Consider the following 26,542-nt stretch of genomic DNA (forward strand, 5'->3'; position numbering starts at 1 on the left):
CAAATCCTTCCTCATCCATTTGTGCAACCATTGCCTCAGCTCTTTTTCCTGCCTCTACTTGTCCTTGCGGCAATAAAGCTAATTGTGAAATTTTAGCTGAAGTAAATAGCATCGCCGAAGCATTTTTACATGCTGCTACGCATGCGCCGCAGCCAATACAAGCCGCCGCAGCAAAAGCTTGATCTGCATTTTCTTTTGGTATAGGTAAGGAGTTGGCATCTTGTGCATTTCCCGTATTTACGGAAACGAAGCCACCAGCTGCAATAATGCGATCAAAAGCTGAACGATTAACAACTAAATCTTTAATGACAGGGAATGCACTTGATCTCCAAGGTTCCACTGTGATTGTTTGTCCGTCTTTAAAAGAGCGCATGTGCAATTGGCAAGTAGTTACACCGCGGTTAGGTCCGTGTGGTCGGCCATTTATGTACATCGAGCACATACCGCAAATACCTTCTCTGCAATCATGATCAAAAGCCACCGGATCATCTCCTTCTTCGATTAATCGGTTGTTTAACACGTCAATCATTTCCAAAAATGACATATCTGTGGAGATGCCGCTTACCTGGTATGTTTCAAATTTACCAGCTACGCGTGCATTTTTTTGTCTCCAAATTTTGAGTGTCAGGTTTAAATTTCCTTCCATTGTATCGAATTATTTATAAGATCTTTGAGCAATTTTGATGTTTTCGTATTTCAATTCTTCTTTGTGAAGTTTGAAAGTCGATTGTTTTTCGTATTCCCAAGCGGCTACATAGGCGTAGTTCTCGTCATCACGAAGGGCTTCCCCGTCTTCTGTTTGGTATTCCGTACGGAAGTGACCTCCACAACTCTCGTTGCGATCTAAGGCATCAATACACATTAACTCGCCTAATTCAAGGAAGTCGGCCACACGACCCGCTTTCTCTAATTCAGGATTTAAATTATCGATTTCACCAGGAATTTTGACGTCCGACCAGAATTCTTTTTGTAGGGCTTGAATCTCTTTAATGGATGCTTTTAGGCCTTTTTCGCTACGTGCCATTCCGCATTCGTCCCACATGATTTTTCCTAAACGCTTGTGGAAATAATCAACGGGTTTATTTCCTTTGATGTTCATCAAGGTTTCTAGACGTTCACGTACTTCTTTTTCAGCTGCCACAAACGGCGCTGAATCAGTTGACATGGCCGGCGTACGAATTTCGGATGCCAAATAAGCACCAATCGTGTATGGAATCACGAAATAGCCATCTGCTAATCCTTGCATTAAAGCAGAAGCTCCTAATCGATTGGCTCCGTGATCAGAAAAGTTGGCTTCGCCCAGCGCATATAAACCTGGCACTGTTGTCATTAAGTTATAATCGACCCAAAGTCCACCCATTGTATAGTGAACTGCTGGATAAATACGCATTGGAACTGTATATGGATCTTCACCCGTAATTTGCTTGTACATGTCAAACAAGTTGCCATATTTCTCTTTGACGACTGCTTTACCCATTGTTTGAATTTCTTCATATGATGGATTTTGCATGTTATGTTTGTTAGCCTCTCCTTGGCCGTAGCGAATAATCGCCGCAGCATAGTCTAAGTAAACAGCCATTTTAGATGCGCCTACTCCAAAACCCGCATCACAACGCTCTTTGGCTGCACGTGATGCAATGTCACGAGGCACTAGGTTTCCGAATGCAGGATAACGACGCTCTAAATAATAATCTCTTTCTTCTTCTGGAATCTCATTGGCTTTACGGGTATCGTTTTCCTTTTTAGGAACCCAAATACGGCCGTCATTACGAAGTGACTCCGACATCAAAGTTAACTTCGATTGGTGATCACCTGAAACTGGTATACAAGTTGGGTGAATCTGAGTGTAACATGGATTTGCAATGAAAGCACCTTTTTTGTGCGCTTTCCAAGCGGCTGTTACGTTGGATCCCATTGCATTGGTAGATAAGTAGAAAACATTTCCATAACCGCCAGTACAAAGCAATACCGCATGTCCGAAGTGACGCTCCAATGCACCTGTAACGGAATCACGCGCGATAATACCACGCGCTTTCCCGTCGATAGTTACGACATCAAGCATTTCGTGGCGTGTATACATTTTAACGTTACCCATGCCCACTTGGCGTTGCAAGGAAGAATAAGCACCTAATAACAATTGCTGCCCAGTTTGCCCAGCCGCGTAAAATGTCCGTTGAACTTGCGTTCCACCGAAAGAACGGTTAGAAAGCAATCCGCCGTATTCACGTGCAAATGGTACACCCTGTGCCACACATTGATCTATAATACTACCAGACACTTCTGCTAAACGGTGAACGTTTGCTTCTCGAGAGCGGTAGTCACCGCCTTTGATGGTATCGTAGAATAAGCGGTAAATGGAGTCCCCGTCATTTTGGTAGTTCTTTGCTGCATTAATACCTCCTTGTGCTGCAATTGAGTGCGCACGGCGTGGAGAATCTTGGAAGCAAAATACTTTTACTTTATATCCTAGTTCAGCTAACGAGGCTGCGGCAGATGCACCGGCCAAACCTGAGCCAACAATGACGATTTCTAACGAACGTTTGTTGGCAGGATTAACTAATGGCACGCTTGAGCGGTACTTGGTCCATTTTTCAGCCAGCGAACCTTCTGGAATTTTAGCATCTAATTTTGTCATAATCGTATCGGCTGAGGAATTATTGAATCAAATTAAAATAGAAGGCGATTGGCATCGCAGCAAATAATGCGGCAATTATAATGGAATAGATTGCGCCAATGGTCTTAATTGTAGGTGTGTACTTAGGGTGATTCCATCCCATCGTTTGGAATGCGCTTTGAAAACCGTGCAATAAATGATAGCCTAAGGAAATGCAACCTAATACATAAATGAGCACAACGATTGGACTTTGAAATACTATTTGCATTTCATTATATAGGGTATGTGTTTCAGTTAAGTCATTTGTCAAACGGGAGAAATACCAGAAATGTCTTAAGTGTACGATAAGAAATATCAATAATAATGTCCCCAACAAACCCATTGATCGCGAATACCATTTACTATTGGCTGCTCCATCTACAACCGCATAGGCTACGGGACGTTTCTTTTTATTAGCTAGCCAAAGACGAAGGCCATCAAAAATGTGTAGCAATAAACCGCCAAATAAAACAATTTCCATCGTTCGTATAATCGGGTTATGTGCCATAAATTCGGCCCCTTCGTTAAATGCGGCACCCCCATCATTCAAGAAAATCGTTGCATTTAAACCGCAATGTACAAGTAGGAAACTGATCAAAAATAGGCCGGTGATGGCCATGATGAGCTTTTTGCCTAGTGAAGAATTAAGTGATTTTGCTAGCCAAGCCATAAATAAGGTTGTTAGATTTAAGTAAAAACAATCAAAGCGATTGTTGATTTAAACAATGCTGCTGAATTTTAGCCTTCAAAACTACATTCCAATCGCTTCTCAATCAAATTAATCGCTTAAAAAATCTATTTTTTTTAATTATTAAATTTCGCCTTGTTAACTTGCTCATCTTCTCATTTGTTTTATGCGTAAATATATTTTTTTCTTCTTTTTGTTCTTCATTTCGGGCAGCCCCTTACTAGCTACGCACCTAAAGGGTGGGGAGATCACAGTTAAACGTATATCGGATAAAACGCTGACCTATGAGTTTACCTTAACCACCTATACAGAAAGTAATGCTGCGAATGATCAGCAGGAAGAGGTCAACTTTTGTTTCGGGGATGGTTCGGGTATTTTTAAGGCTAAACGTTGCTGTGGGACACCCATAAATTTGGGTAATGGGACATTGAAGAACATTTACAAGATTGAATATACGTATCCCGCACCCTCGCTCGTTTACCGTGTTTCCGCAGCTATCCCAAATCGGAATGATGGCGTTCGGAACATGACAAGATCTGTTGATGTTGCTTTTTATGTGGAGACAAGTTTCTCCATTAATTCCGGACTTGGTTTAAATTCCACGCCTTTACTGTTAAATCCAGCTGTTGACCTCACGGCCATTGTTGGTCAAAAATTCATTCATAATGCGAATGCGGTCGATGCTGAGGGTGACAGTTTAGCTTACCGATTGTCTGTCTCAAAGACTGGTGAAAGCGAAACGTGTAATTCTGTTAGTCGTGGGATTACAACACCTAATTTTAGGCAGCCAAACGAGGTATCTTCAGTCAAATCTAGTTTTGATATAAATCCGCTTACGGGTGATTTAGTGTGGGACACTCCACAAGAACTTGGACTTTATAACTGTGCATTTATAGTTGAAGAATGGCGAAATGGGGTTAAAATCTCCGAAACTGTTCGCGATATGCAAATCGAAGTGAAGGATGCGGATAACAGGGCACCTAAGTTAACGGTTCCCGCTGATGTATGTGTGTTAGCCGGAACGAACATTGTTCAAACGATAACGGCAGATGATGTGGCTTCCAAAACTGGACGTCTCGACCCATTGACCATCTTTAGTTCGGGTAATGTGTATGCGAATGTTGATCCAATTTATGCCGTATTACAACCATTTGCCTCATTTAATTCGATTCCTAGGCAAACATCACCTGCAAGGGCGACGTTTTCGTGGCAGACGGCGTGCCAACATATCCGCAAGGAGCCGTATGATGTTTTGTTTAAAGTTGAAGATAATCCGCCAACGGCCATTGGAAATGCCATCAAATTAGTTGATAGTAAAATATGGAAAATACGTGTTTTGGCGCCTGTGGTTCAAGGATTAAAAGTGGTCACTGGAACTTCCAGTGCTACATTGTCTTGGACTCCATATACCTGTTTATTGCCAAATACCTCATTGATTATTTATCGAAAATCAGGGCCTTGTGTTACGGTTGTCAATAAGTCCTGTGGAACGGGAATGACATTACCTGGTTTTGTGGAGATTGGACGTTTAAAGGCTACTGAAACTAGTTTTGAGGATAAGTCACTTCAGAAGAATACCAATTATACGTATGTCATTGTCGTTGCATTTACAAATTCAAAAGGGTTAGAGGACTTCAGTCCGATGTCTTCGGGTGTATGCGCGTTGATTGCTACTGCAGCGCCTGTAATGACGCAAGTATCCGTATTGAAAACATCAAAGACACAGGGTGAAATAAGTGTTCGGTGGTCGAAACCGCTAAATTTAGACACACTTTCATTTCCAGGTCCATATCAATATCAGCTAAAGCGTGCAGAAAGTATTTCAGCTGTTGAATTCAAATCAGTGGGCTCGCCGATAACCGATACCGTTTTTGTGGATAAGGGATTGAATACCTTGGAACGGGGTTATCGATATCAAGTGGATGTATTTTATGTAAAAAATCAAAAATTAGAGTTGTTGGATTCGCCCACTCCCGCGAGTTCGGTTCGTTTACAAGGAGTGGCTGCGGGAAAGACCATTAAATTAAGTTGGGAAGCCAATGTGCCTTGGAATAATAGTTTTCAGGTACATCGCATTTACCGCGCTCGTGGCAACGGAGTTTTCAATCAAATTAATGAGATCTCGGTAGGTGACCCAGCTACGTTTCAGTACACGGATTTAGGTGTGGATTTTGTGACAACAGATGGGAAATTTGATGTAGCGATTTTACCAGATTCAACCTATACTTATTTTGTTGAGACTGTTGGCGAATACGCTCGTCCTACATGGGCTAAAGGGCTCGTTAATGCGTCTCAATCGCTAGCAATAAAATCATTTATTGAACTTAATCCTTGCCCTCCTGTGCTGAAAATAGGGTCTAATCCATGTGATTCGCCGGGTGGTGATTGTTTGCCAACTAGTTTTACAAATACGTTAACGTGGACGCCTACTGTGACAAATTTGTGTGATCCTCAAATTGATTTTTATCGGGTTTATTTTTCAAAGACGGTGGATGGGAAGTATGGGTTTGTGGGGGAGAAAAAGGGTTTATCTTTTTTACATAGTCAGTCAAGTTCATTTGTGGGCTGTTATTATGTGACCGCAGTCAATTTTGATGGGAAAGAAAGTGCGAAGAGTAATACGGTTTGTCAAGATAATTGTCCTGCATTTGATTTGCCTAATTTATTTAGTCCCAATGGAGATCAAAAAAATGATCTGTTCTTACCTATGCGATGCCCAAGTTTTGTCAACCAAGTCACTTGTACAATAGTTGACCGATTCGGTCAAGTCGTTTACAACTACGATGGACCATTACTTGGTTTTGGTTGGAATGGTAAAGGATTGAATGGTCGGGATGTGCCACCGGGATCATATTTTTACACATGTGAGGTAAAGTTTGAAGTAGTGGATGAATCGAAGAAATCGAAATCATTGAAAGGATGGGTGGAGCTAATTCGTTAGTCGTTTTTATTGATGGGGATTGTGGTTTTTGTCAATGGGCCAGTGGTATCCTTCGTCGGATTTCAGCTGAGGAGTTGGCTATTTATCCGCAATCCACGGCGCTATGTAAGTCCTATCAAGAAAAAATCCCAGATTCTCGGTGGTCGTTAGCTACGGTTCAGGTGGTTACAAACGGTCGATTGTATATCAAATCTGCGGCGATTGCGGAGGTACTCAAGCATGCAAAATGGCCATTTTTGCCATTAAGGCTTGTTTTTTTACTTCCGGTAAAGCTTTTGGATCACATGTATGATTTCGTCGCCAAACATCGGTACTTTTTCAACGGAAAGGAAGCTTGTGAGATTAATTCGAAGGAGTAAATGGCTTGGAGACCTGGAAGAATAAAGGTGTAAGAACTTCTTTCCACTGGATGGCGGCGATTTCTAACGCGGCAAAATTGTAGTGAACGCCATCCCAACGCATGCCACCGTCTTTTACTGCTTGAAGATTTGCACCTTCGTAAGTGAAGTCAATTTCTTTCAACATACGAGATTGTGCTCTTCTGACTTTGATTTGGTCGGGTATGTCTTGCCCCGCATTGGATAGCGCAATCATGAATGGTAAATTCGGTTGACCTATTAAATCACGGGTTTTTTGAATGTAGCGTTTGGTGAAATAAATGATGTCATTTTCAGCCTCATTGTAATCATTTTCCCCATGAACGACAAGTATGGCGCGAAGGCCAGTTTTCTTCATGTCGGTAAGTAAACTTTGTTCGAATCGGGCATACGGGTAACGGATTTTCCAGTCGTAGATTTTATTTTCAAAAGGCTCTCCATATGCTGATTTCCCCCATTGAATTGAGGTCGTTCCCCCTTGGCCCGTATTGTATAATAATATAGGAACATTAAGTTTCTTTTTGGTGTAGTCGGCGACACGTCCCCAGAAAGCTGGATTTGCGCCAGGTATTGACCATAATTTTATTTGACACCAGGTTTTGTCGTAATCGCTAATTACGTAGGGTTCTTGTCCTTCTGCCAGTGAATGGCCAATCACAGCAAAGACTTCACCTACATTTATGGTGGTCGGCAGTAAACCATCTGTTGCAATTTTTCCGTCTGTAATGAGTTGAATTTGAGCATAGTAGCCGCCGCCAACTAATTTGAATTTACCCGAAAATTGTTTGTTGGCCACATCCACGGTCAAATTTTGCCAATCAGTTGATTGCCCACCAAGTCTACTGACAAATTTAATTTTGGCTGTTTGGAAAGTTGCTCCAGCTTGTCCTTTAATGATAATTTCTCCTTCGTTGCTGTTCGATCTTTGCACAAAAGTTTTACTTTTTTCGAGATCAATGCTTGCTGTGGCTGGTGCTAGAAAGGTATCGTTCGGTGAAATCGGCTCTTGGTCTGAGGTGCATGCTCCTAAGACAAAAATGCTGATAAAAAGAATGCTTACGGTTAATAATCGTTTGTGCATTTGCTGGCGTTGTTTTTAAAACCGACTAGAAAAAATTATCTTTGCCGAGCTAAAATTTAGCCCAAATTTAATAAATATAATATGAAAGCATATATTTTTCCGGGTCAAGGTTCTCAATTTCCTGGTATGGCGAAGGATTTGTACGAGCAATTTGATTTAGCTCGTTCGATAGTGGATGAGGCGGATTCAATTTTAGGATTTTCGTTGGCGAAGGTGATGTTTGAGGGGACGGATGAGGAATTGAAGCAAACGCGCGTGACGCAGCCAGCCATTTACTTGCATTCCGTTTTGGTTGCTAAGTTGGGCAAAGATTTTAATCCTGGTATGGTCGCAGGGCATTCGTTGGGTGAATTTTCAGCCTTGGTTGCTGCCGGAGGATTGGCATGGCAAGATGGCTTACAGTTAGTATATAAGCGTGCATTGGCCATGCAAAAGGCATGTGAAATTCAGCCTAGCACCATGGCGGCAGTTTTAGGATTGCCAGATGCAACAATTGAAGAGATTTGTGCCGCTTATGGTTCATCGGTTGTTGCCGCAAATTACAATTGCCCAGGCCAAGTAGTAATCTCGGGTTCTGTGGAAGGAATCGAGGCGGTTGGAATTCAGTTAAAAGAAGCGGGGGCAAAGCGTGTATTGCCCTTACCAGTGGGAGGGGCGTTTCATTCCCCTTTTATGGAGCCAGCGCGAATTGAGTTAGCAGCAGCTATTGAAGCTACGGCAATTGCGAATCCGGTTTGTCCGATTTTTCAAAATATCAATGCGCAAGCATCACAGGATTCAGGTCAAATTAAGGCAAATTTAATCGCGCAATTGACTGGTGCGGTTCGTTGGACGCAATCGATAGAAGCTATGGTTACCGGTGGTGCCAGTGAATTCATTGAATGTGGCCCTGGTAAAGTTTTACAAGGCTTAGTTCGTAAGATTCATGCGGAGGCCGAAGTATCGTCAATGGAATTGGCTGATTTATAGGAAGTAGTCTCGTCAGTGCTCAAATAAATCATTTTTTTTTGGGCGATATTTGATTTTTTCCAAGATAGAACTTACTTTTGCATCACATTTTGATACTGACCTATGGTGTAATGGTAACACACCAGTTTTTGGTTCTGGTTTTCTAGGTTCGAATCCTGGTAGGTCAACAGAATAATAAATTAGAGCCTTCTGCAGCAATGTGGAAGGCTTTTTTTGTTTGTTCAATTTTTGAGTAGACGCTTTAAATTTTCATCACTTTCTGATTTTTTAAACTCTTTACTTTGTTTCCCCCAGGTCCAAATCGTTAAAGGAAGCGTAACACCCCGCTGCAATTCCTCCGAGATGCCTGGTGTTACATCACCTTTAATCGTGCTTATGACAACTACGCCATTTGCTCCACGTACTCCGTACATAGCGGTTTGAGATGGATCTTTTAAAACTGTCACCGAAGCAATGTCATTGGGATTTATGGAATTAATATTTCCGTTGATTGGGACTCCATCGACGACATATAAAGGGCTATTTGCATTTATCGAACCAATTCCTCGAACACGAACCATAGCTCCTCCGCCAGGTGAATTATCATTCCCAATCGTAACTCCGGACACTTGCCCTTGTAATTTTTGATTGACTGTGGCTACATTTACTTGGTTTAATGTCCGATTGTCAACCTCATTAAGCGATTTTGATGTTATTTTTTCTTTTGAATTTGAGGGAATTAATTGCACCCCAATACCAGGCTCACCTTGGGCATTTCTGCCATTTATAAACTTTACCTCATGAATTTGTTTTAATGGAATCGCAGAAGTATCCCTGAATTCTTGCTGATTTACTTTGTCGGCAGGCTCATGCCAAATAACCCACATGGTGTCTTTGCGGATTGTGATTTGTTGGCGTTCACCATGAAAGTATTTTTTCAAAATGCTTTCCGCTGTTTCAGATTGTCCGAACGCTTGTAAGCCCAGTAGCATAAAAATTAAGATTTTCTTCATTTGTTTAATTCGCCTAGTTTCTCATAAGAGAGAATCATCGAACGAACGTTATGGTAGTTGATTTTCCAATTATGGGACATGTGACGCCAGATAGGCTCACCTTCTCGCGTCATGAGTGGCCACCACTCACCTGTGAGTTGATTAATCATTTTGTCAAAAACAAATCGGTGAACTTGTTTATGTGCTTCTAAAAATCTTTGATCTTTGGTTAGTTTGAATGCGTCTAGCATGCCGATGAGCATTTCGGCTTGTTGCCAAAATTCCTTCTCGAAATCCGATGCTTCACCTGTATGCGAACCTTCCACGTAAACGCCACCAAATTCCCAATCAATGCCGTGGTCTAAGGCATGATAAAAAGCTTTTTCTATGTTTGGCCGATATTTCTCCAGATCAAATCCACCGATTTTGATGGCATGCATGAGGAGCCAACCGAATTCCGCGTTGTGGCCGTAGGAGGTATTGTCTGTTGATGAGGCTTTTTGGCCTCCATCCGCAAAACGGTCCCAGCCCCAAACAATGTCAAATTTGATTTGTGGGGCTACGTCCCAATTTGCCCAAAACTGTGGAATGCCTGTTCCAGTAACCGGATGCATGATTTTATGAATCAAAATTTCGATCACTTCTTCTAGTTTTCGGCGGTGTATCTCCTTTCCACTTGCTTCATATAAAGTTGTAAATGCCTCCATTAAATGCATGTGGACATCTAGCGTTTTGCGATCTCCTCCGGGCGATCCGGGTCCCACAAGTGACCAATCCGCCGCAAAAAATTCCCAGTAACCACCGTGATACGTGTCTACTGCATGTTTTTGTAAAAGATCAAAAACCTTCTCTGCATATTCCAAGCCGATGAGGTCACCCGTTGCAAGCGTATACTCACTTAAGGCATAAATAGCAAAACTATGTCCATAGCCTATTTTTTGTTTGTTTGTGGCCTTACCCGCCCGATCCGTCATCCAATAAAATCCACCATGTTCTGCATCCCACATTTTTTCGAGAAGAAATTTGACTCCATGTTCTGCCATCTCTTTCATGATTGGTCCCCCAAAACCATGTCGGTAAGCCTGCGCATACGTGAAGACGGATCGCGTTTGAGCAATTAAAGATTTTTCGTCATCTCCGGCATCGTTCCCAAATTCATCAAAATGGGTTAGGAAGCCTCCTTGATTTTTATCGATTGTTCTCGATGTCCAAAAGGGTAGTAATTGATTTTCCGTGTAGGTTTTAATTTCCGATTGCATCATGAAGTTGTTTAATTTCTTGTGGGCTTGCGCTGCCCGTTTCTCCTATTTTTTGAATGCTGATATGAACAGCTAAACTAGCGAATTTACATGATTCTGCGATGCTAGCTCCTGTTGCTTTTGCCGCACTAAATGCAGCGACGACCATGTCACCTGCGCCCACGGTATCGATGGGGCCTTGAACAGGTATTGCTTTTTCCCAGTGAAATTCTGTCGGACTCGCATAGATCATACCTTGCTCTCCTAAGGTTACAAGGACTGGTTTATTGCGTTGAACAACCCATTGCTTTATTTGAAATTCGAAGTCAGTTACTTCGCCAATAATGTTTTTAAATTCCTCTTCATTAACCTTCAAAAGGGTATTTTGGGCTTCATTTCCCAAGCTACGAAGGTCGGCAATAGCCTTTTCGTTGGTAATGTTTTGTAATAGGTTTAAGCTTTCCTTATTCAGTAATGGGTACTTGAATTGTTCGTTGATAACCACCCAATGATACGCATCGATTTGTTTTTCAAGTGTATCAATTAACGGTTTTGCATGTGTGTGAAATTGTAGATTGCGTGTGCCGAAATCTAATCGATTTTGTTCCTCATTCACCCGCATCGGCTTCGTGTACGTAGGTGTATCTAATGCATCAATTACATGGAGGTGTTTCGTTGAAATGTGGTATTTTTCGGCCTCATGACTCATTTCGCGCCCAAATAAGTCGTTTCCTCGAACGCCAAAAGCATCAACTTGAACGCCGAGGCTAGCTAAATTTTTTGCCACATTACCTGCTCCACCTAAATAAGCCTGCGGTTTTTGGCAGATATGCACTACTTTGCCTGTTTCGACTGAAATTTCTGAACTATCTGGGTTGATATCAAAATAGAAATCCAACGCATAATCACCGATGACGGCCATCTTAAGCTGGCTGATTTGCGCCAAAAGAGCGTCTAAACGCTTGGAATTCATGAATTTAAATTTGTTGATTTGAAATTACACAAAATAAGTTTTGAAGTCAATTTATTATCTTCCCACTTACCTTTGGCAATCCTCCAAGGTTTGCCAAAGGTATAGGGGGGATTCGTTTTTTCAAGCTGAAAAACTGATAAATCGACACTTAAATAGTGATAATATTCTGCGTGGAATTTATTATTTTTGGGCTTTTATTTACCTTATCTTCTTTGTTTTGGCATTAATTAAATCTATTTCAGGCATCCGTGGGACGATTGGAGGAAAACCTGGTGAAGGCCTGAGTCCAATTGATATTGTTACGTTTGCCGCCGCTTATGGCGCTTGGTTAAAAGGAACCAAACCCACATCCAACCAAATTGTACTTGGCCGAGATGCGCGGATTTCGGGTTCCATGGTTTCTTCATTGGTAGCAAATACGCTTATTGGGCTTGGTTGGGATGTTTTGGATATTGGTTTATCTACAACTCCTACGGTTGAGCTTGCTGTCCCATGGACGAAATCTGCAGGCGGAATTATTATTACCGCCAGCCATAATCCAGCTCAATGGAATGCACTTAAATTACTTAACGACGCAGGCGAATTTATTTCAGATGCTGATGGGAAAGCGATGCTCGCTTTAGCTGAAAATCTTGATTTTACCTTTGCAGAAGTAACTAAATTAGGTAAAATCACTCAAGATGATTCGTTTTTACAACAACACATTGATCACGTCTTAGGACTTCGTTGGGTAGATAAATCAGCTATTCAAGCCAAGAATTTTAAGGTTTTAGTCGATGCTGTTAATTCAACCGGAGGAATCGTGGTGCCTCAGCTCCTTAATGCGCTTGGTGTGATGGATGTGGATGTGATATTTGGGGAACCTAATGGACATTTTGGGCATAATCCGGAACCTTTACCAGAGAATTTGATTGAAATGATTGCCAAAATGAAGGCAGGCTCATACGATTTAGGTATCGTCGTTGACCCCGATGTAGATCGTTTGTGTTTCATCTCGGAAGATGGAAGTGCATTTGGTGAGGAATATACATTAGTTGCTATTGCGGATTATATCTTGTCGATTGAAAATGGGAATACAGTTTCCAATCTGTCTTCAACGCGGGCTTTGGCAGATGTGACGCAAAAGCATAAAGGAATTTATTTTGCTGCTGCTGTAGGTGAAGTTAATGTGGTGACAAAAATGAAAGCTGAAAATGCAATCATTGGCGGAGAAGGTAATGGTGGTGTTATTTTCCCAGAGTCGCATTATGGACGTGATGCATTAGTTGGCATTGGATTATTTTTAACGCATTTAGCCCGTAAAAATAAAAAAGTTAGTGACTTGCGCGCTGAATATCCTGCCTACATTATGTCGAAAAACAAAATTGAACTTTCGGCAAATTTGAATGTTGATTTAATCTTGGCGACTGTCGCCGAACAATTTAAAGAGGAACGTGTAAACACCATTGATGGCGTTAAAATAGATTTTGCAGATCGCTGGGTTCATTTACGCAAATCAAATACGGAACCAATTATTAGAATTTATTCTGAGGCACCAACGGAGTCCGAAGCGAATGGGTTAGCCCAACAAATTATGCAGGCAATCAAAGCGATTGCCAGCAAATAAGAATAACATGACATCAACAACTAAAACACCAATTTACTTAGACAATGCAGCAACCACCTCTGTGGATCCGGCGGTATGGTCTGAAATGCAGCCTTTGTTTGAGCAATTTACCGCAAATCCATCGTCGATTCATGCCCATGGCCGACAAGCCAAAGTTGTCGTAGAAAAAGCAAGGAAGGCCGTAGCTGCTTTGTTAAATACGTCGCCAGCTGAAATATTTTTCACGTCCGGAGGTACAGAAGCGGATAATACGGTGATTCAATCGGCAGTTTTATACGGTGGTGTCAAGACGATTATTACATCGCCCCTAGAACATCATGCGGTTTTACATACCGCTGAGGCATGGGGAAAATTAGGTGTAGCAGAGGTGAAATTGGTTCAAATTACAGACCAAGGAGATATTGATTTGGGTCATTTAGAGGAGCTGTTGGCAGATAGTCCAAAGGCCTTAGTAAGCCTAATGCATGGAAATAACGAAATTGGAAATATAGTGGATTTGCATGCGGTAGGAAATTTATGCCGTAAATATGGTGCCCTTTTTCATTCTGATACGGTACAAACAGTAGGTCATTTTATACACGATTTACAAGCCTTACCTGTCGATTTTATCGTGGGTGCTGCCCATAAATTTCATGGGCCTAAAGGTATTGGATTTTTATATGCGCGTGCTGGAGTGGGCTTTCATCCATTAATGCACGGCGGAGCACAAGAGCGCAATCAGCGTGGAGGAACAGAAAATGTGTATGGGATGGTTGGCCTAGCAAAAGCGTTATCATTGGCCTATGAATCTATGGAATCCCACATGTCCCACATTAAATCCATTAAATCTTATTTTATCGAAGGACTTAAAGCTCGCTTTCCAGGTGTGGAGTTCAACGGTCGGTCAGGCGAAATAGACACAAGTTTATACACAGTTTTGAATGTTCGCTTTCCAAACGTTCCTGATGGCGATATGCTTTTATTTCAATTGGATATTGAAAAGATATCGGCTTCAGGTGGCAGTGCCTGCTCTAGCGGCACATCTGTGGGTTCACATGTGCTTTCAGCTTTAAATCCTGCAGCAACTGGCGCCGCAGTACGCTTCTCTTTTTCGAAGAATAATACCAAAGAGGAGATTGATCGCGTACTTGAGGTGCTGGAAAGATTGGTCAAATAGATTAAAAATAGACGCGAAACTTGAACTGTACCCAAAAAGTTGGACAACTTATTGGATGCAGTCCACACTCCGCGTCTTTTTTGTTTTTCAACGTCTAACGTCCAATATTCTAATATGCACGCGCAAACAATACGCGTTTGCTAGATGGATTTCCGGTCAAAATACAATTCCCTGCTTGCTCCTTGGCATCTAATGGAATGCAACGAATCGTTGCTTTCGTTAAATCCTTTATTTTTTCTTCCGTTTCAGATGTACCATCCCAGTGGGCTGAAACGAATCCGCCGATGTCTAATTTGGCATTAAATTCATCCCACGAGTTCACTTCAAATGTATTTTCGGTACGGAATGACAATGCCTTCGCATAAATTTTTTCCTGAATATCCGCTAATGTGTCAACCACCACCTGCTCAATTCCTTCGAATACCATGGATGTTTTTTCACGGGTATCTCGACGAGCTAATTCAATGGTCCCATTTTCCATATCTCGATTTCCAATCGCTAGGCGAATAGGCACACCTTTTAATTCATATTCGGCAAATTTAAAACCTGGGCTTTGGTTTTCCGATACATCAAATTTAACCGAAACCCCTTGCTTACGTAGCGTTTTTACAAGTGGATTTACTTTATCCTTGATTGCATTTAATTGGTCTTCTCCCTTATAAATAGGCACAATTACTACCTGAATTGGGGCTAATTTAGGTGGTAAAACCAATCCTTGATCATCCGAATGAGCCATAATTAAGGCCCCCATCAAACGCGTAGAAACACCCCACGAAGTTCCCCAAACATAGTCTAATTGGTTTTCCTTACTTAAGAATTTCACGTCAAATGCCTTGGCGAAATTCTGACCTAAAAAGTGAGACGTTCCGGCTTGTAAAGCTTTTCCATCTTGCATAAGTGCCTCGATACAATAGGTTTCATCTGCTCCAGCAAAGCGCTCATTAACTGTTTTAATTCCCTTGACCACAGGCAAAGCCATGAAATTTTCGGCGAATTCGGCATACACATCCAACATCCGTTCCGTTTCTTCAATGGCCTCTTGCTTGGTTGCATGTGCCGTGTGCCCTTCTTGCCAAAGAAATTCTGCGGTACGTAAGAAAAGGCGCGTACGCATTTCCCAGCGAACAACATTTGCCCATTGATTGATCAATAATGGTAAATCTCGATAGGATTGAATCCAATTTTTGTAAGATGACCAAATTACTGTTTCAGACGTAGGCCGTACGATTAATTCCTCCTCCAGCTTGGCATCTGGATCCACAATCACACCACCCCCATTGGGGTCATTTTTTAGTCGGTAATGGGTAACAACAGCGCATTCTTTGGCAAAACCTTCCACGTGTGAAGCTTCTTTTGAAAGAAAAGATTTAGGTATAAACAAGGGAAAATAGGCATTTTCGTGACCAGTTTCCTTGAACATATCATCTAGAGCACGTTGCATTTTTTCCCAAATGGAATAGCCATATGGTTTAATGATCATACATCCGCGAACGGCCGAATTTTCAGCCAAATCAGCCCGTTTTACTAATTCATTATACCATTCTGAATAATTTTCGGAACGACTAGGTAGGGATTTACTCATAAGATTTATTTCGCAATTTTATATTCTCGTTTCATTGTTCTGCTAGTAAGTGTTTAGGTTCTACCATTTTTGTTCTATAACTTAGACTAAAATTCCTAGACCTAGCGTTAATACGTATAAATAATCGAACTTTGAGCGCCAAAGATACGTTATTGTCTGTAGTTTTAACTTATAATTTAATCACTTTAGCCATGAAAAATTATTGGAATGCCTTCGTAGTTGTGGCCAGTTTATTTATTTTTTCCGCGTGTTCGCTCTCGCAACCCGGAAGCCAGCAGTCTTTAGTGGCTGATGATTTATATGATTCTTTTCAAAAACCTGCTTCCGCATATACCCCTAAAAAAAGTTCAAATTACCTTAATCCAGAAGAAGACGCTACCTTAATTCAAGAAGAAGAGGGAGTTATGATTCGTGAGGATGAAACTAATTTTTTGAATTCGCGCAGTGTTTATGCGAATTCGTATGCAGACGGGTTTAACTCCGGTTTTCAGTCAGGAATGTTTTCCGCCAATCCTTGGAATAATTGGTACAATAATCCCTTCATTTCATTTGGCATGGGAGGATTCTATGGTTCACGTATTATTGCGCCTATCAACGCATGGGGAATGTATGATCCATTTTTAAATCCTTTTGCGTTCAATCGTTTCTCCGGGTTCTACGACCCTTATTTTGGATTTAATGGATTTCGTAACCCGTATGCGTTCAATGGTTTTGGCATGGGTGGCTTTGGTATGGTAGGCTTCGGTAACATGGGCGGCTTTGGAGGATTTAATGGCTACGGGAATACAAATTATTACAGTACTCCTTCAGCTATAAATATAACGCGTGAACCTGCCATGCGACCAAATCGTGGCCCGAGAGAAGAGCGCTCAACGAACAGATACAGTGATGGAAATATGAATAACTCACCTAGAGGTGGTAATAACTCGTATAATGCGCAAAGTACGAACCAACCACGTGCAACAAGTGGCCAATCTAATAATGCTCCAGTTCAGGCTGCACCGCGTCGTAATACTAATTTTGAATATAGATCTGCGCAGCCTCAAACAAACTACAGCCAACCTCAGCAGAATTATTCAGCTCCATCCTCAAATTATAATTCGGGGGGGTCTTATTCAGGTGGCAGTGGTGGTGGTGGTTCTTCACGTGGTCCAAGATAAGGTATTCATGAAAAAGCTTCTTTTATTCTATGTATCTGTGCTCACAGTGACACAGATGCATGCACAGATTTATTCCTATCCGAATTTAGCCAGACAATTTAGTTCAAGTTATGCGACAGGCTCAGCCCGTATGCAAGGTCTGGGTGGTAGTTTTGGTGTTTTAGGTGCCGATTTGAGTTCTATATCGGGCAATCCTGCTGGATTAGGGTTTTATACCCGTTCCGAAGTTGGAATGAATGTTGGGTTTCTAGACGCACAGACTACATCAAATTACTTTGATCAATCTACCCAAGAGTCAAATTCAAGTTTACACATACCTAATTTTGGCGTTGTGATTACGGGAGATTACATGAATCGGTCGGATTGGCGGGGGACTTTTGGGTTTAGTTATTCGCAACGTACCGTGTTTACACAACCTTTACAAGTTGAGGGATTGAATAACCGCAGTTCGTATTTAGATTTCTTAATCGAAAAAGCGAATAGTCGGTATAATTATGCTGGGGGTGGTGATATAGATGGCAACGTAATCGATGATGAATATGATTCTTTTAGTAAAGCTGCTAATACGCTCGAAGGCGTTGCCTATCAAACATTTTTGATCAACAATTCAAGTTCTGGTGGTGCTCCTTTTAATCGATTTGAGCCGAATTTGCCTACGAACCAATTTGGTGTGGCTACAAATTCGGGTGTAGTTTCGCAATGGAATTTTAGTTACGGGGCCAACTATAAGGAGCGTTTATTTATAGGCGTTGGTCTACATTTTTCGAAATTAAAGTCCATCAATGATTTTAGTTGGACCGAAGAATTTATCGGAGCCAATTACATTGCCGGTTTTGAAACGAATGAAAAACTGGAGACTACAGGTTCAGGCATATCGGCTACGCTGGGCTTAATTTACAAATTAACACCAAGTTTACGCATTTCGCTAGCTGCTGAGTCGCCTATGTATTACGATCAAATGGCAGAAAGATTGACTGGAATTACATTTCCACGTGTTTTTGGTGTTCCTTCTGAGTTAAATGGAAATCCCATAACGATTACAAAAGTTAATCCAGTTCGACTAATGCCAAACGAGTTTAATTACCAAATGACAACCCCACTAAAGTTTTCAGCGGGAGCTGCCTATTTTTTCGGTAAGCGTGCTCTAGTAAGTTTTGATGCGGAATATATGAACTACCCAGGAATTCGTCTTGCTGCGGCTGAATTGGGCGCGTTTGCCAACCAGCAATTTAAAGATAAATATAATGGACAAGTTAAGGCCAATTTTCAGTCAGCACTTAACCTTAAAGTAGGCGCTGAAATTCGAGTTAGTTCAGCTTGGAGCGTTCGTGGGGGAGTGGTAACGTATGGACAAATTTACGCTTCAGATTATGATTTAATTGATCGAAGCCAGTTTCAAATTTCAGCCGGGTTGGGTTATCGTTCCAATGCCTTTTATCTAGACTTGGGTGTTTGGCAACGTACCGGGAAGGATGCTTACACGCCATATGTATTAAAAAATGCAGCTGATTATGGTTCAGCTGCATTGCAAATTTTGAATACCCAAGTAGTAATCGGAGGCGGTGTCTATTTTTAAACAGGAATGTATTGTTCTAAAAGCCAAAGGATCTGACTTACCGTTATTTCTCCATCTACTTGAATATCAGATTTTTGATATTCAGGAAGGCGTTCTTGAAATGTTTTCTTAATCGATTCAATGACTACTTCCTCACTTTGCGTTTTGTCCAATAATGGACGATTATTTCCTTGAGCCTTATAAAGTCGTTTTGCCAAATCGTTGACATCTACATTTAAAAAGATACTTATGCCATTTTGCTTTATGAATTCCATGTTATTATTAAAGCAAGGAACGCCGCCACCCGTTGCAATAACCATCGATTGATCCGGCTGAAAGCCATGCAATGTCTTCTTTTCTAATTCCCTAAAGTGGGCTTCGCCATAATTTGAAAATATTTCTGATACAGTCTTTTGTTCCCTTGTTTCAATCAATTTGTCCATATCAGTAAAGCTGTATCCCAAATTCCGCGCTAATTCTTTCCCTAATGTGCTTTTTCCTGATGAGGGCATTCCGACTAAATAAATATTTTTCATTCCTGTACTAGTTTAAACTTTGATGAATTTCATCCGCGGTAGGAAGGCTATAGGCCGACCATTTTCCTTTGACGGTTCCTTGGCTAATAAGCCAAAGACCGGGACTTGAGCGAATGATTGTTTTTAAAACTTTGGTATCTGCTGATAAGGCAGGGAAGGCCAATTGGTATTGATGTCTCAATGCATTCACCTCTTCATCTGTAGACGCACTGATTAACCAAATAGGTACTTTAAGTTCTTTTGCTAGGGCTGCTATGGTTGAAAACACCTTTTCATGTGTGTGATGTACATTAGGGACGATGACTAAAACATGATTGCCATTAAATAGCTTTTGTGTATAATTTGTGGTGTCACCGTCCACCCAGAGCTGGTAATCCGTGATCAATGGCCTAGCTTCTTTTTCATTAAGGGCTCGCATGGAAACATATTCTGCCTTAGGATCTGTGGGCATCTCCGTTAATTCGGTTTCCTTCCCATTAATCTTGTAGATGTAACTAAATTTCAGTTCCTCCCGGTTTTTCATGTTTTTAGGAATATTTTCCCCAATGGCATAGGGTAAACTATCCCAAATAGGTAGAAAAAAGTAGGAATATACACCAAAACCAATACTGAGTAGGGCACTCAATAAGACCCATTTGCCGCTTTTTGAGCGAAGAGTAGGCTTATCTGTAGCAAACAATAAACCGGTCAAGACTAATAAAAAGATATCTTTACCAAATGACGTCCATGGAGTCAATTTGATGGCTTCCCCAAAACACCCACAGTCGGTGACTTTATTGAAATAAGCCGAATAAAACGTTAGAAAGCTAAAAAATAGAATTAATCCAATAAAGCTGTAGAGGATTTTTTTCGTCTGGAAATTGAGCCATAAAGCGATCGCGAGCACTACTTCGGCGCTGCTTAATAAGATCGAAAGGAGTAAGGCTTGAGGAATAAGTAATTTCCAAAACCCAGACATCCATGGGAAATCTACCGAAAAAACGTCAAAATATTCCTCCAACTTTAGTTGAGTTCCTATTGGGTCATTAAGTTTAATGAGCCCAGAGAAAAGAAATAGTCCTGCCAGCAGAAAAGTGGCAATTTGACGGGTTAGTTTCATGTAATTTATTGTTGCTGCTGAGCCATTTGAATTTGCCCTTGTTTCAATTGAATTAGGCAGAAAACAGCATAATTCAACATGTCTTGGTAATTGGCTTCCACTCCCTCTGAAACGAGTGTAACTCCTTGATTGTTTTCAATTTGCTTAGTCCGGAATATTTTCATTAATATCAAGTCGGTCATGCTACTTATGCGCATATCGCGCCACGCTTCACCGTAATCATGGTTTTTATTTCGCAATAATTCCAGGGTTATTTCGACTTGTTGGTCATAATGCTGGCCAATTTCTGATGGACTAAATTCCATTTGATCCGAATTTTCAAGCGATTTTTGAATTAATGCAATAATACAATAATTGATGATGCCTATGAATTCACTTTCGATACCATCTTCGATTTTTTGAAGACCTTTATCTTGGATACTGCGAATGCGTTGAGCTTTGATGAAAATCTGGTCAGTTAGACTTGGCAAACGTAAAATTCGCCATGAAGTGCCGTAATCTTTGTTCTTTTTATCGAACAAGGCTTTGCAGTATGCAATTACTTGGCGATATTCGATTTCGGTTTGGGAAGGCGATGAGTCCCTATTCATACGGTCTTAATTTTTACGATGCTCGTTTTCTTTTAGCCTACAAAAATATTTAATTTATCCTAAATTTCAGCCGATTTGAAATCTCTTTTTCCATCTTTTCAAACTATTCGATTGCAAGATCGAATTTTGTCGTTTGAGCGCCCGGTGATCATGGGGATTTTAAATAGTACACCGGATTCTTTTTATGCAGAAAGTCGGGTGGCTAATCTTGAAATTTCCAGAGAACGCGCCGCGAGTATGGTCGCCCTCGGAGCTACTTTTTTGGATGTTGGTGGTCACTCAACACGCCCAGGAGCTGCACCTGTCAGCACTCAGGAGGAAATTGATCGCGTAATTCCTGTAATTTCTATGCTTCGAGAAGCGTTTCCGGATGTCTTTATTTCTGTTGATACATATCGTTTGGCTGTTGCCCAAGCTGCGTTTGCTGTTGGCGCCCATCTATTTAATGACATTGGAGCCGGTCAAATGGACGATGGTATTTTCGAATGGGTGGCAGCACATAAAATTCCTTATGTCTTAACACACAGTGTAGGTAAGTTTACTGAGGTACATGATGTGCCAAATTACAAGCAAGTTGTTGAAGATGTCTGGTCAAATTTGGCTTTGAAATTACAGGAATTACGCCAATTGGGTGCTGTGGATATTTTTATTGATCCTGGTTTTGGATTCTCTAAATCGTTAGAACACAATTATGAGTTAGTAGTACACTTAGAAAACTTTACAAATTTGGGTGCTCCTGTGCTAGTTGGCTTATCGCGCAAAACCATGATTTATAAAGAATTAGGCATTTCAGCGGCAGAATCTTTAAATGGAACGAGTGTGTTACATACGATTGCCTTGCAAAAGGGAGTATCTGTTTTGCGCGTACATGACGTTGCGGAGGCTGCTGAAGTCATTCATTTGGTAGAAAAAATAAAACAATATGGAATATCCGATTTGGTTTAATGGTTCTTGGAAAAAGGCCTCTGAAGTACATGTTTCGGTTAAGGATGTTGGCTTTTTAAGGGGCTATGGCATTTTTGATTTTTTCCGAATTATGGATGGAAACCCTGTGTTTTTATCCGACCATCTCGATCGATTTATACGCTCAGCAGACTTGATGGGGTTGAAGTATAGTTATTCGAAAGAGGAATTAGCTACATGTATTCATGAATTAGCGGCCATGTCGACGGATGCTTGTTTGGGTGTAAAAATGGTGCTGACAGGTGGAGAAAGCAGTAATGGCTTTGAACCTGCAGAATCTTCTAATTTGTGGATACTACCTGGTGTTTTTCAATTTGCGGATCCAATCAAAGGCATGCGTTTGATGAGTCAGGTATATGTACGGGAAATGGCAGAAATCAAGTCGTTGAATTATGCGTTTGCGATACGGAATTGGGCGCACGTAAAAGCCGCTGGTGCTGATGATTTAATTTATTATACCATGGAACACGGTGTATCCGAATCCTCGCGGAGTAATTTGTTTTACGTTAAAGACGGTGTTATTCATACGCCTGATGTCCATATTTTGGAAGGGATTACGCGTAAGCATATGATAGATTTGGCTTCTGAAAAGTATCAAGTTAAAATTGGTCATTGTTCATTAGCTGATTTTCTACATGCCGACGAGGTATTTACCACGGGTAGCACGAAACGTGTTGTTCCCATTTTAGCCATTGATGGCAATGTGATAGGCAACGGAGCGCGTGGGCCTGTGACGAAGCAACTCTATGATATGTTGGTTGAGTCCGAAGGGAAATAGTCCGAAGTCTAACGTCCAGCGTCTAACTTTTTGGTCTAAACGCCTTCATATTTTCCTCATTGCATTCCAAATAAGGCCCACCTATCAGATCAATGCAATAGGGGATGGCAGGGAAAACGACTTCTAAACATTGGCGAATTGCCTTCGGTTTTCCCGGTAGATTGACAATCAGAGTTTGATTCAAAATCCCAGCGGTTTGTCGGCTTAGTATCGCCGTAGGTACATATTGCAGACTTACTGACCGCATTAATTCACCAAAACCAGGGAGCATTTTTTGGCAAACAGCTTCAGTCGCCTCCGGAGTTACATCGCGTAAGGCTGGGCCTGTACCTCCAGTGGTCACCAACAAACAAACTTCTTCACTCATTTCAATCATTTTGGCCTCTAGTAAAGCTTGCTCATCTGGAATAACGGCATAAACGACTTCGAATTTTGAGGTCAAATATTCGTTTAATAATTCAACAACTGCCTTGCCCGGGATATCTTCGTAGATACCCGCGCTCGCTCGGTCAGACACATTGATGACGCCTATTTTGATCATTTTCGCTTCGATTTAAGTTTCTTCTCCATCGGGATGGGCTCGTCGAGTAAATCTCGAATGACAATGGAAGCCATGACGCCTCCAAAAGCAGCAGGAAGATAGGAGATGGTGCCGTAGGCCGACTTCTTAAAGTTGCTTCCATCGGTCAAAATAAGCGATTCATCTTTTACTTTTTCGAGTGAAAATACGGTTTTGATACCTTTTCCGACACCCATTTTTCGGATACGCTTACGAACTAATGACGCTAAATAACACTGACGAGTATCAAATAAATCTCCTGTACGCAATTGTGTTGGATCCATCTTGCCCCCAGCTCCCATTGAACTAGCAATGCGGTATTTTAAATCATAGGCCGTTTTTAAAAGCGTAATTTTAGGCGTAACCGAATCAATGCAATCCATGACGTAATCAAATTTCGTGTTCTCTAGAATTTCCTTTGCCGCTTCAGGACTCAAAAATGTTTCATGCGTAGTTAAGTGCAAGGCAGGGTTGATGGCCAACAACCGTTCCGCCATAATCTGTGCTTTTGATACACCATGATTAGTTGACAAAGCCGGTAATTGTCGATTTCGATTGGTCGGATCCACCACATCACCATCCACAATAGTCATGGTTCCCACGCCCGCGCGCGCGATAAATTCGGCCGCAAATGAACCGACGCCTCCAAGGCCAACGACCAATACGTGCGCTTTTTGTAATGTTTGAATTCCAGTTGAACCAATTAATAGCTCAGAGCGACTGAGCCAGCTAAGATCATTCGTTTGCATACTTAGGCAATTTCATCCTTGATTTGGTATTGTGTAGTTTTATCTGAATTCGTGATAAGTAACTCGCCTAAAAAGCCAGCCACGAATAATTGAACCCCTAGAATGATTGCGACCAAGGCTAAAAAAAATAACGGATTATCGGTAACGTTGCGGTACTTCAGATGCTTAGTAATGTTATATAGCTTTTCCCCAATCAACCATAAAGTGATAATAGAGCCCGAGAAGAATGATAAAATCCCTAAACTACCAAAAAGGTGCATCGGTCTTTTGCCAAATGTTTGGACAAACGTGATAGATAAAAGGTCTAAGAAGCCATACAGAAAGCGTTCTAAACCAAATTTCGTTACGCCATATTTCCGAGATTGATGTTGGACTACTTTCTCGCCAATCTGTGTAAATCCATTCCATTTGGCTTGAACAGGAATATAGCGATGCATTTCACCGTACAATTTAATGGTCTTGACAACTTCAAGTTTATAAGCCTTCAGGCCGCAATTGAAATCATTCAATTTTACCCCTGAAAGTGCGCGGGTCGCGGCATTGTATAATTTGGTGGGAATTGTTTTAGAAATTGGATCAAAACGTTTTTGCTTCCAACCTGATACTAAATCCAATCCATCCTCCTTGATCATTCGATATAATTCCGGGATTTCATCTGGAGAATCCTGCAAATCAGCATCCATAGTAATAACTACTTCGCCACTGGCTAGTTGGAAACCTTCATGAAGGGCTGCCGATTTTCCATAATTTCTGGCAAAAGATATTCCTTTTAGGGACTTATATTCTTTGGATAAGGATTGTAAGACAGTCCACGATATGTCCCGACTTCCATCATTCACAAAGATCATTTCGTATTGAAATGAATTTGCCTGCATCACGCGGTCGATCCATGCGCATAGCTCGGGCAAGGATTCGGCTTCGTTATAAAGGGGCACTACGATGGATATCTGCAACATATTGTGGTGTCAAACGGACAAAAATACGAATTCTCGTGGATATTGTTTAGTCGAAAATTAAATAGTAGGGTTTCAGCAGGTGGATGAATTCAGCGGTATAGCTTTGGTCGGAATTTTTGATGCAAATCATTTCTCTTTTTTGTACGCCAATATGGCGTGAACCTAATGCCATGACGCGTAAAGTTTCTCGGTCTTTTTGATGTTTTACTTCTACCAAATGATTGATATAAAGCCCTAGTTTTTTCGCCTCATTTTCGAATTGTTTCATGCCAAATGGAGGATACAATATAGCAAATTGACCATCCGGATTTAGATTTTTTGATATACCCTCCGCAAGTTCTGCCGGACTTAGGTGGTCCGTGTGCATGGCAATTTGCTTGCTTGCATTCGGATTCGCCTGGTGATCCATGAAAAAGGGTGGGTTACTGATAATGAAGTCGAAGTTATCTGCGAACCTTTGAATGGATTCGGAGATAATTTCGATGGAATAAGGCAAATTGAGCACATTTTCACGTGCGAGTACCCCTACGTCTGCTTGGATTTCTAGACCTGTGATGGTACAAGATGGGTTTTCTTGTGCAATCATAGAAGCTAATAATCCACATCCGGTACCAATATCGAGCACTTTTCGTGAAGCAAATTGCTGTGCCCATGCGCCGAACAAACAGGCCTCCGTTGTAATTTTAAGACCTGGACTGCCATGTGCCAGTTGAAATTGTTTGAATTGAAAGATTGATCTACTTTCGGCCATAATCCGCTGGATTTTCACCCCAATCTTCCGTTTCCCATTTAAGGATTTGTGTGGTCGTTGGGTTGTTTTTTAGCCAAGAAATTGCCTTGTCAACTAAATCGAATAGCTCCTCTGTTTGCGTGTTTCGCTCTAGATTAGTTTTTATCGCCTTATTTCGAACCCAAGCAATAGCTGTTCTTGAGTCGGAATACAGTGGATATGGGCAATTGATTTTTTTCAAATAGGAAAGGCCGTGAACGATGGCAAGGAATTCGCCGAGGTTTACAGTACCCACTGGGAATGGCCCACGTTTGAATAACACTTCTTTGGTTTCTGTATTAACACCTTGATATTCCAAAACACCTGGATTTCCTGCACAAGCAGCGTCCACCGATATGCTTGGTTTAATGCAAGGTGCAGCGTTAACCGTCCGTAAAACGGATTTGGCTTTCGGGTTTACACTCGCCCAATAATTCTTTTTTGAAGCAGCATAAGCTTCATCCCGTGTATCGAAGGATTTATATTGAGCCCCGGCAAAACCTTTAATATGCTTTTCTGTCTCAGCCCATGAATCAAAAATACCTTTTTGATGGCCTTCCCAAATCACATAATATTTCTGCTTTTTTGCCATC

The 26,542-nt window shown here is 41.3% G+C and carries 25 protein-coding genes and 1 tRNA gene; 10 read left to right on the forward strand and 16 right to left on the reverse strand.

All coding sequences use genetic code 11. The features are described 5' to 3' along the window. The 3 genes from AC1W6K_RS05710 to AC1W6K_RS05720 all read right to left on the reverse strand — a co-directional run. A partial coding sequence (locus AC1W6K_RS05710; RefSeq protein ID WP_481946763.1) for a succinate dehydrogenase/fumarate reductase iron-sulfur subunit occupies positions 1-646 on the reverse strand: 646 nt, incomplete at its 3' end. A 9-nt stretch (positions 647-655) separates the two neighbouring features. Next, positions 656-2,635, reverse strand: a complete 1,980-nt coding sequence (locus tag AC1W6K_RS05715; RefSeq protein WP_481946764.1) for a fumarate reductase/succinate dehydrogenase flavoprotein subunit — start codon at positions 2,633-2,635, stop codon at positions 656-658. 19 nt (positions 2,636-2,654) lie between these two features. After that, on the reverse strand, positions 2,655-3,323 hold the full coding sequence (locus AC1W6K_RS05720; RefSeq protein ID WP_395783978.1) for a succinate dehydrogenase cytochrome b subunit: 669 nt from the start codon (positions 3,321-3,323) through the stop codon (positions 2,655-2,657). 184 nt (positions 3,324-3,507) lie between these two features. Here AC1W6K_RS05720 and AC1W6K_RS05725 point away from each other — a divergent pair, with 184 nt between their 5' ends. Next, complete coding sequence (locus tag AC1W6K_RS05725; RefSeq protein WP_481721662.1) at positions 3,508-6,282, forward strand: T9SS type B sorting domain-containing protein; 2,775 nt, start codon at positions 3,508-3,510, stop codon at positions 6,280-6,282. Next, on the forward strand, positions 6,261-6,641 hold the full coding sequence (locus AC1W6K_RS05730) for a thiol-disulfide oxidoreductase DCC family protein (protein ID WP_481721664.1): 381 nt from the start codon (positions 6,261-6,263) through the stop codon (positions 6,639-6,641). The genes AC1W6K_RS05725 and AC1W6K_RS05730 overlap by 22 nt, the downstream gene beginning before the upstream one ends. On the opposite strand, the gene AC1W6K_RS05735 is transcribed toward AC1W6K_RS05730, so the two are convergent. After that, on the reverse strand, positions 6,625-7,740 hold the full coding sequence (locus AC1W6K_RS05735) for a sialate O-acetylesterase (RefSeq protein ID WP_481721666.1): 1,116 nt from the start codon (positions 7,738-7,740) through the stop codon (positions 6,625-6,627). The two genes, AC1W6K_RS05730 and AC1W6K_RS05735, sit on opposite strands and share 17 nt — an antisense overlap. Before the next feature lie 81 nt (positions 7,741-7,821). Between AC1W6K_RS05735 and fabD the strand changes: the two genes are divergently transcribed. Then, entirely contained in the window at positions 7,822-8,709 is an 888-nt protein-coding gene (gene fabD / locus AC1W6K_RS05740; RefSeq protein WP_481946765.1) for an ACP S-malonyltransferase, read from the forward strand. Positions 8,710-8,805: 96 nt separating this feature from the next. After that, positions 8,806-8,876: transfer RNA gene (locus AC1W6K_RS05745), tRNA-Gln, on the forward strand. Between the two features lie 54 nt (positions 8,877-8,930). Here AC1W6K_RS05745 and AC1W6K_RS05750 read toward each other — a convergent pair. The 3 genes from AC1W6K_RS05750 to AC1W6K_RS05760 are packed head-to-tail and all read right to left on the reverse strand — an operon-like array spanning position 8,931 to position 11,891. Beyond that, positions 8,931-9,701, reverse strand: a complete 771-nt coding sequence (locus tag AC1W6K_RS05750; protein ID WP_481946766.1) for a TonB-dependent receptor plug domain-containing protein — start codon at positions 9,699-9,701, stop codon at positions 8,931-8,933. Next, positions 9,698-10,942: an AGE family epimerase/isomerase gene (locus AC1W6K_RS05755; protein WP_481946767.1), complete on the reverse strand. Its 1,245-nt coding sequence runs from the start codon at positions 10,940-10,942 to the stop codon at positions 9,698-9,700. Before AC1W6K_RS05755 ends, AC1W6K_RS05750 begins: the two co-directional genes overlap by 4 nt. Continuing rightward, positions 10,923-11,891: a bifunctional heptose 7-phosphate kinase/heptose 1-phosphate adenyltransferase gene (locus AC1W6K_RS05760; protein ID WP_481946768.1), complete on the reverse strand. Its 969-nt coding sequence runs from the start codon at positions 11,889-11,891 to the stop codon at positions 10,923-10,925. The genes AC1W6K_RS05755 and AC1W6K_RS05760 overlap by 20 nt, the downstream gene beginning before the upstream one ends. Before the next feature lie 217 nt (positions 11,892-12,108). Here AC1W6K_RS05760 and glmM point away from each other — a divergent pair, with 217 nt between their 5' ends. Continuing rightward, a complete protein-coding gene (gene glmM / locus AC1W6K_RS05765; RefSeq protein WP_481946769.1) occupies positions 12,109-13,497 on the forward strand; it encodes a phosphoglucosamine mutase in 1,389 nt (462 codons plus the stop codon). A gap of 7 nt (positions 13,498-13,504) precedes the next feature. Beyond that, positions 13,505-14,653 (forward strand): cysteine desulfurase family protein, encoded by a 1,149-nt coding sequence (locus AC1W6K_RS05770; protein WP_481946770.1) that lies wholly within the window; start codon positions 13,505-13,507, stop codon positions 14,651-14,653. A gap of 109 nt (positions 14,654-14,762) precedes the next feature. Here AC1W6K_RS05770 and proS read toward each other — a convergent pair whose 3' ends face one another. Continuing rightward, the gene (gene proS / locus AC1W6K_RS05775; protein ID WP_481946771.1) at positions 14,763-16,235 is read right to left on the reverse strand and encodes a proline--tRNA ligase; all 1,473 of its coding nucleotides are present in this window, start codon (positions 16,233-16,235) and stop codon (positions 14,763-14,765) included. A gap of 191 nt (positions 16,236-16,426) precedes the next feature. Between proS and AC1W6K_RS05780 the strand changes: the two genes are divergently transcribed. Together AC1W6K_RS05780 and AC1W6K_RS05785 are read left to right on the forward strand one after the other, a co-directional pair. Beyond that, on the forward strand, positions 16,427-17,395 hold the full coding sequence (locus AC1W6K_RS05780) for a hypothetical protein (RefSeq protein ID WP_481946772.1): 969 nt from the start codon (positions 16,427-16,429) through the stop codon (positions 17,393-17,395). Positions 17,396-17,402: 7 nt separating this feature from the next. Next, complete coding sequence (locus AC1W6K_RS05785) at positions 17,403-18,971, forward strand: OmpP1/FadL family transporter (protein WP_481946773.1); 1,569 nt, start codon at positions 17,403-17,405, stop codon at positions 18,969-18,971. Here the strand turns inward: AC1W6K_RS05785 and AC1W6K_RS05790 are convergent. From AC1W6K_RS05790 to AC1W6K_RS05800, 3 genes are read right to left on the reverse strand one after another with little or no spacing between them, the layout of a single operon-like run. Then, positions 18,968-19,486 carry a shikimate kinase gene (locus tag AC1W6K_RS05790; protein WP_481946774.1) on the reverse strand — a complete coding sequence of 173 codons (519 nt, stop codon included), beginning with the start codon at positions 19,484-19,486 and terminating at the stop codon, positions 18,968-18,970. The two genes, AC1W6K_RS05785 and AC1W6K_RS05790, sit on opposite strands and share 4 nt — an antisense overlap. 7 nt (positions 19,487-19,493) lie before the next feature. Further along, entirely contained in the window at positions 19,494-20,585 is a 1,092-nt protein-coding gene (locus AC1W6K_RS05795; RefSeq protein ID WP_481946775.1) for a BT_3928 family protein, read from the reverse strand. A 5-nt stretch (positions 20,586-20,590) separates the two neighbouring features. Then, positions 20,591-21,175, reverse strand: coding sequence for a DUF1599 domain-containing protein (locus tag AC1W6K_RS05800; RefSeq protein WP_481721961.1), 585 nt, complete (start codon positions 21,173-21,175; stop codon positions 20,591-20,593). Positions 21,176-21,250: 75 nt separating this feature from the next. Here AC1W6K_RS05800 and folP point away from each other — a divergent pair, with 75 nt between their 5' ends. Further along, the gene (gene folP, locus AC1W6K_RS05805) at positions 21,251-22,120 is read left to right on the forward strand and encodes a dihydropteroate synthase (RefSeq protein WP_481946776.1); all 870 of its coding nucleotides are present in this window, start codon (positions 21,251-21,253) and stop codon (positions 22,118-22,120) included. Beyond that, positions 22,098-22,916: an aminotransferase class IV gene (locus AC1W6K_RS05810; RefSeq protein WP_481946777.1), complete on the forward strand. Its 819-nt coding sequence runs from the start codon at positions 22,098-22,100 to the stop codon at positions 22,914-22,916. Before folP ends, AC1W6K_RS05810 begins: the two co-directional genes overlap by 23 nt. 22 nt (positions 22,917-22,938) lie before the next feature. On the opposite strand, the gene mog is transcribed toward AC1W6K_RS05810, so the two are convergent. Genes mog through AC1W6K_RS05835 form a run of 5 tightly spaced genes read right to left on the reverse strand, consistent with a single transcriptional unit; the run spans position 22,939 to position 26,541 of the window. After that, positions 22,939-23,457 carry a molybdopterin adenylyltransferase gene (gene mog, locus AC1W6K_RS05815; protein ID WP_481721955.1) on the reverse strand — a complete coding sequence of 173 codons (519 nt, stop codon included), beginning with the start codon at positions 23,455-23,457 and terminating at the stop codon, positions 22,939-22,941. After that, positions 23,454-24,224 carry a tRNA threonylcarbamoyladenosine dehydratase gene (locus AC1W6K_RS05820; RefSeq protein ID WP_481946778.1) on the reverse strand — a complete coding sequence of 257 codons (771 nt, stop codon included), beginning with the start codon at positions 24,222-24,224 and terminating at the stop codon, positions 23,454-23,456. Before AC1W6K_RS05820 ends, mog begins: the two co-directional genes overlap by 4 nt. Positions 24,225-24,226: 2 nt before the next feature. After that, positions 24,227-25,180: a glycosyltransferase family 2 protein gene (locus tag AC1W6K_RS05825; protein ID WP_481946779.1), complete on the reverse strand. Its 954-nt coding sequence runs from the start codon at positions 25,178-25,180 to the stop codon at positions 24,227-24,229. Between the two features lie 46 nt (positions 25,181-25,226). After that, entirely contained in the window at positions 25,227-25,931 is a 705-nt protein-coding gene (locus AC1W6K_RS05830) for a tRNA1(Val) (adenine(37)-N6)-methyltransferase (RefSeq protein ID WP_481721950.1), read from the reverse strand. Further along, entirely contained in the window at positions 25,918-26,541 is a 624-nt protein-coding gene (locus AC1W6K_RS05835) for a ribonuclease H1 domain-containing protein (protein WP_481721948.1), read from the reverse strand. Before AC1W6K_RS05835 ends, AC1W6K_RS05830 begins: the two co-directional genes overlap by 14 nt. Between the last annotated feature and the right edge of the window lies 1 nt (position 26,542).

Source organism: Aquirufa sp., from assembly GCF_964796385.1.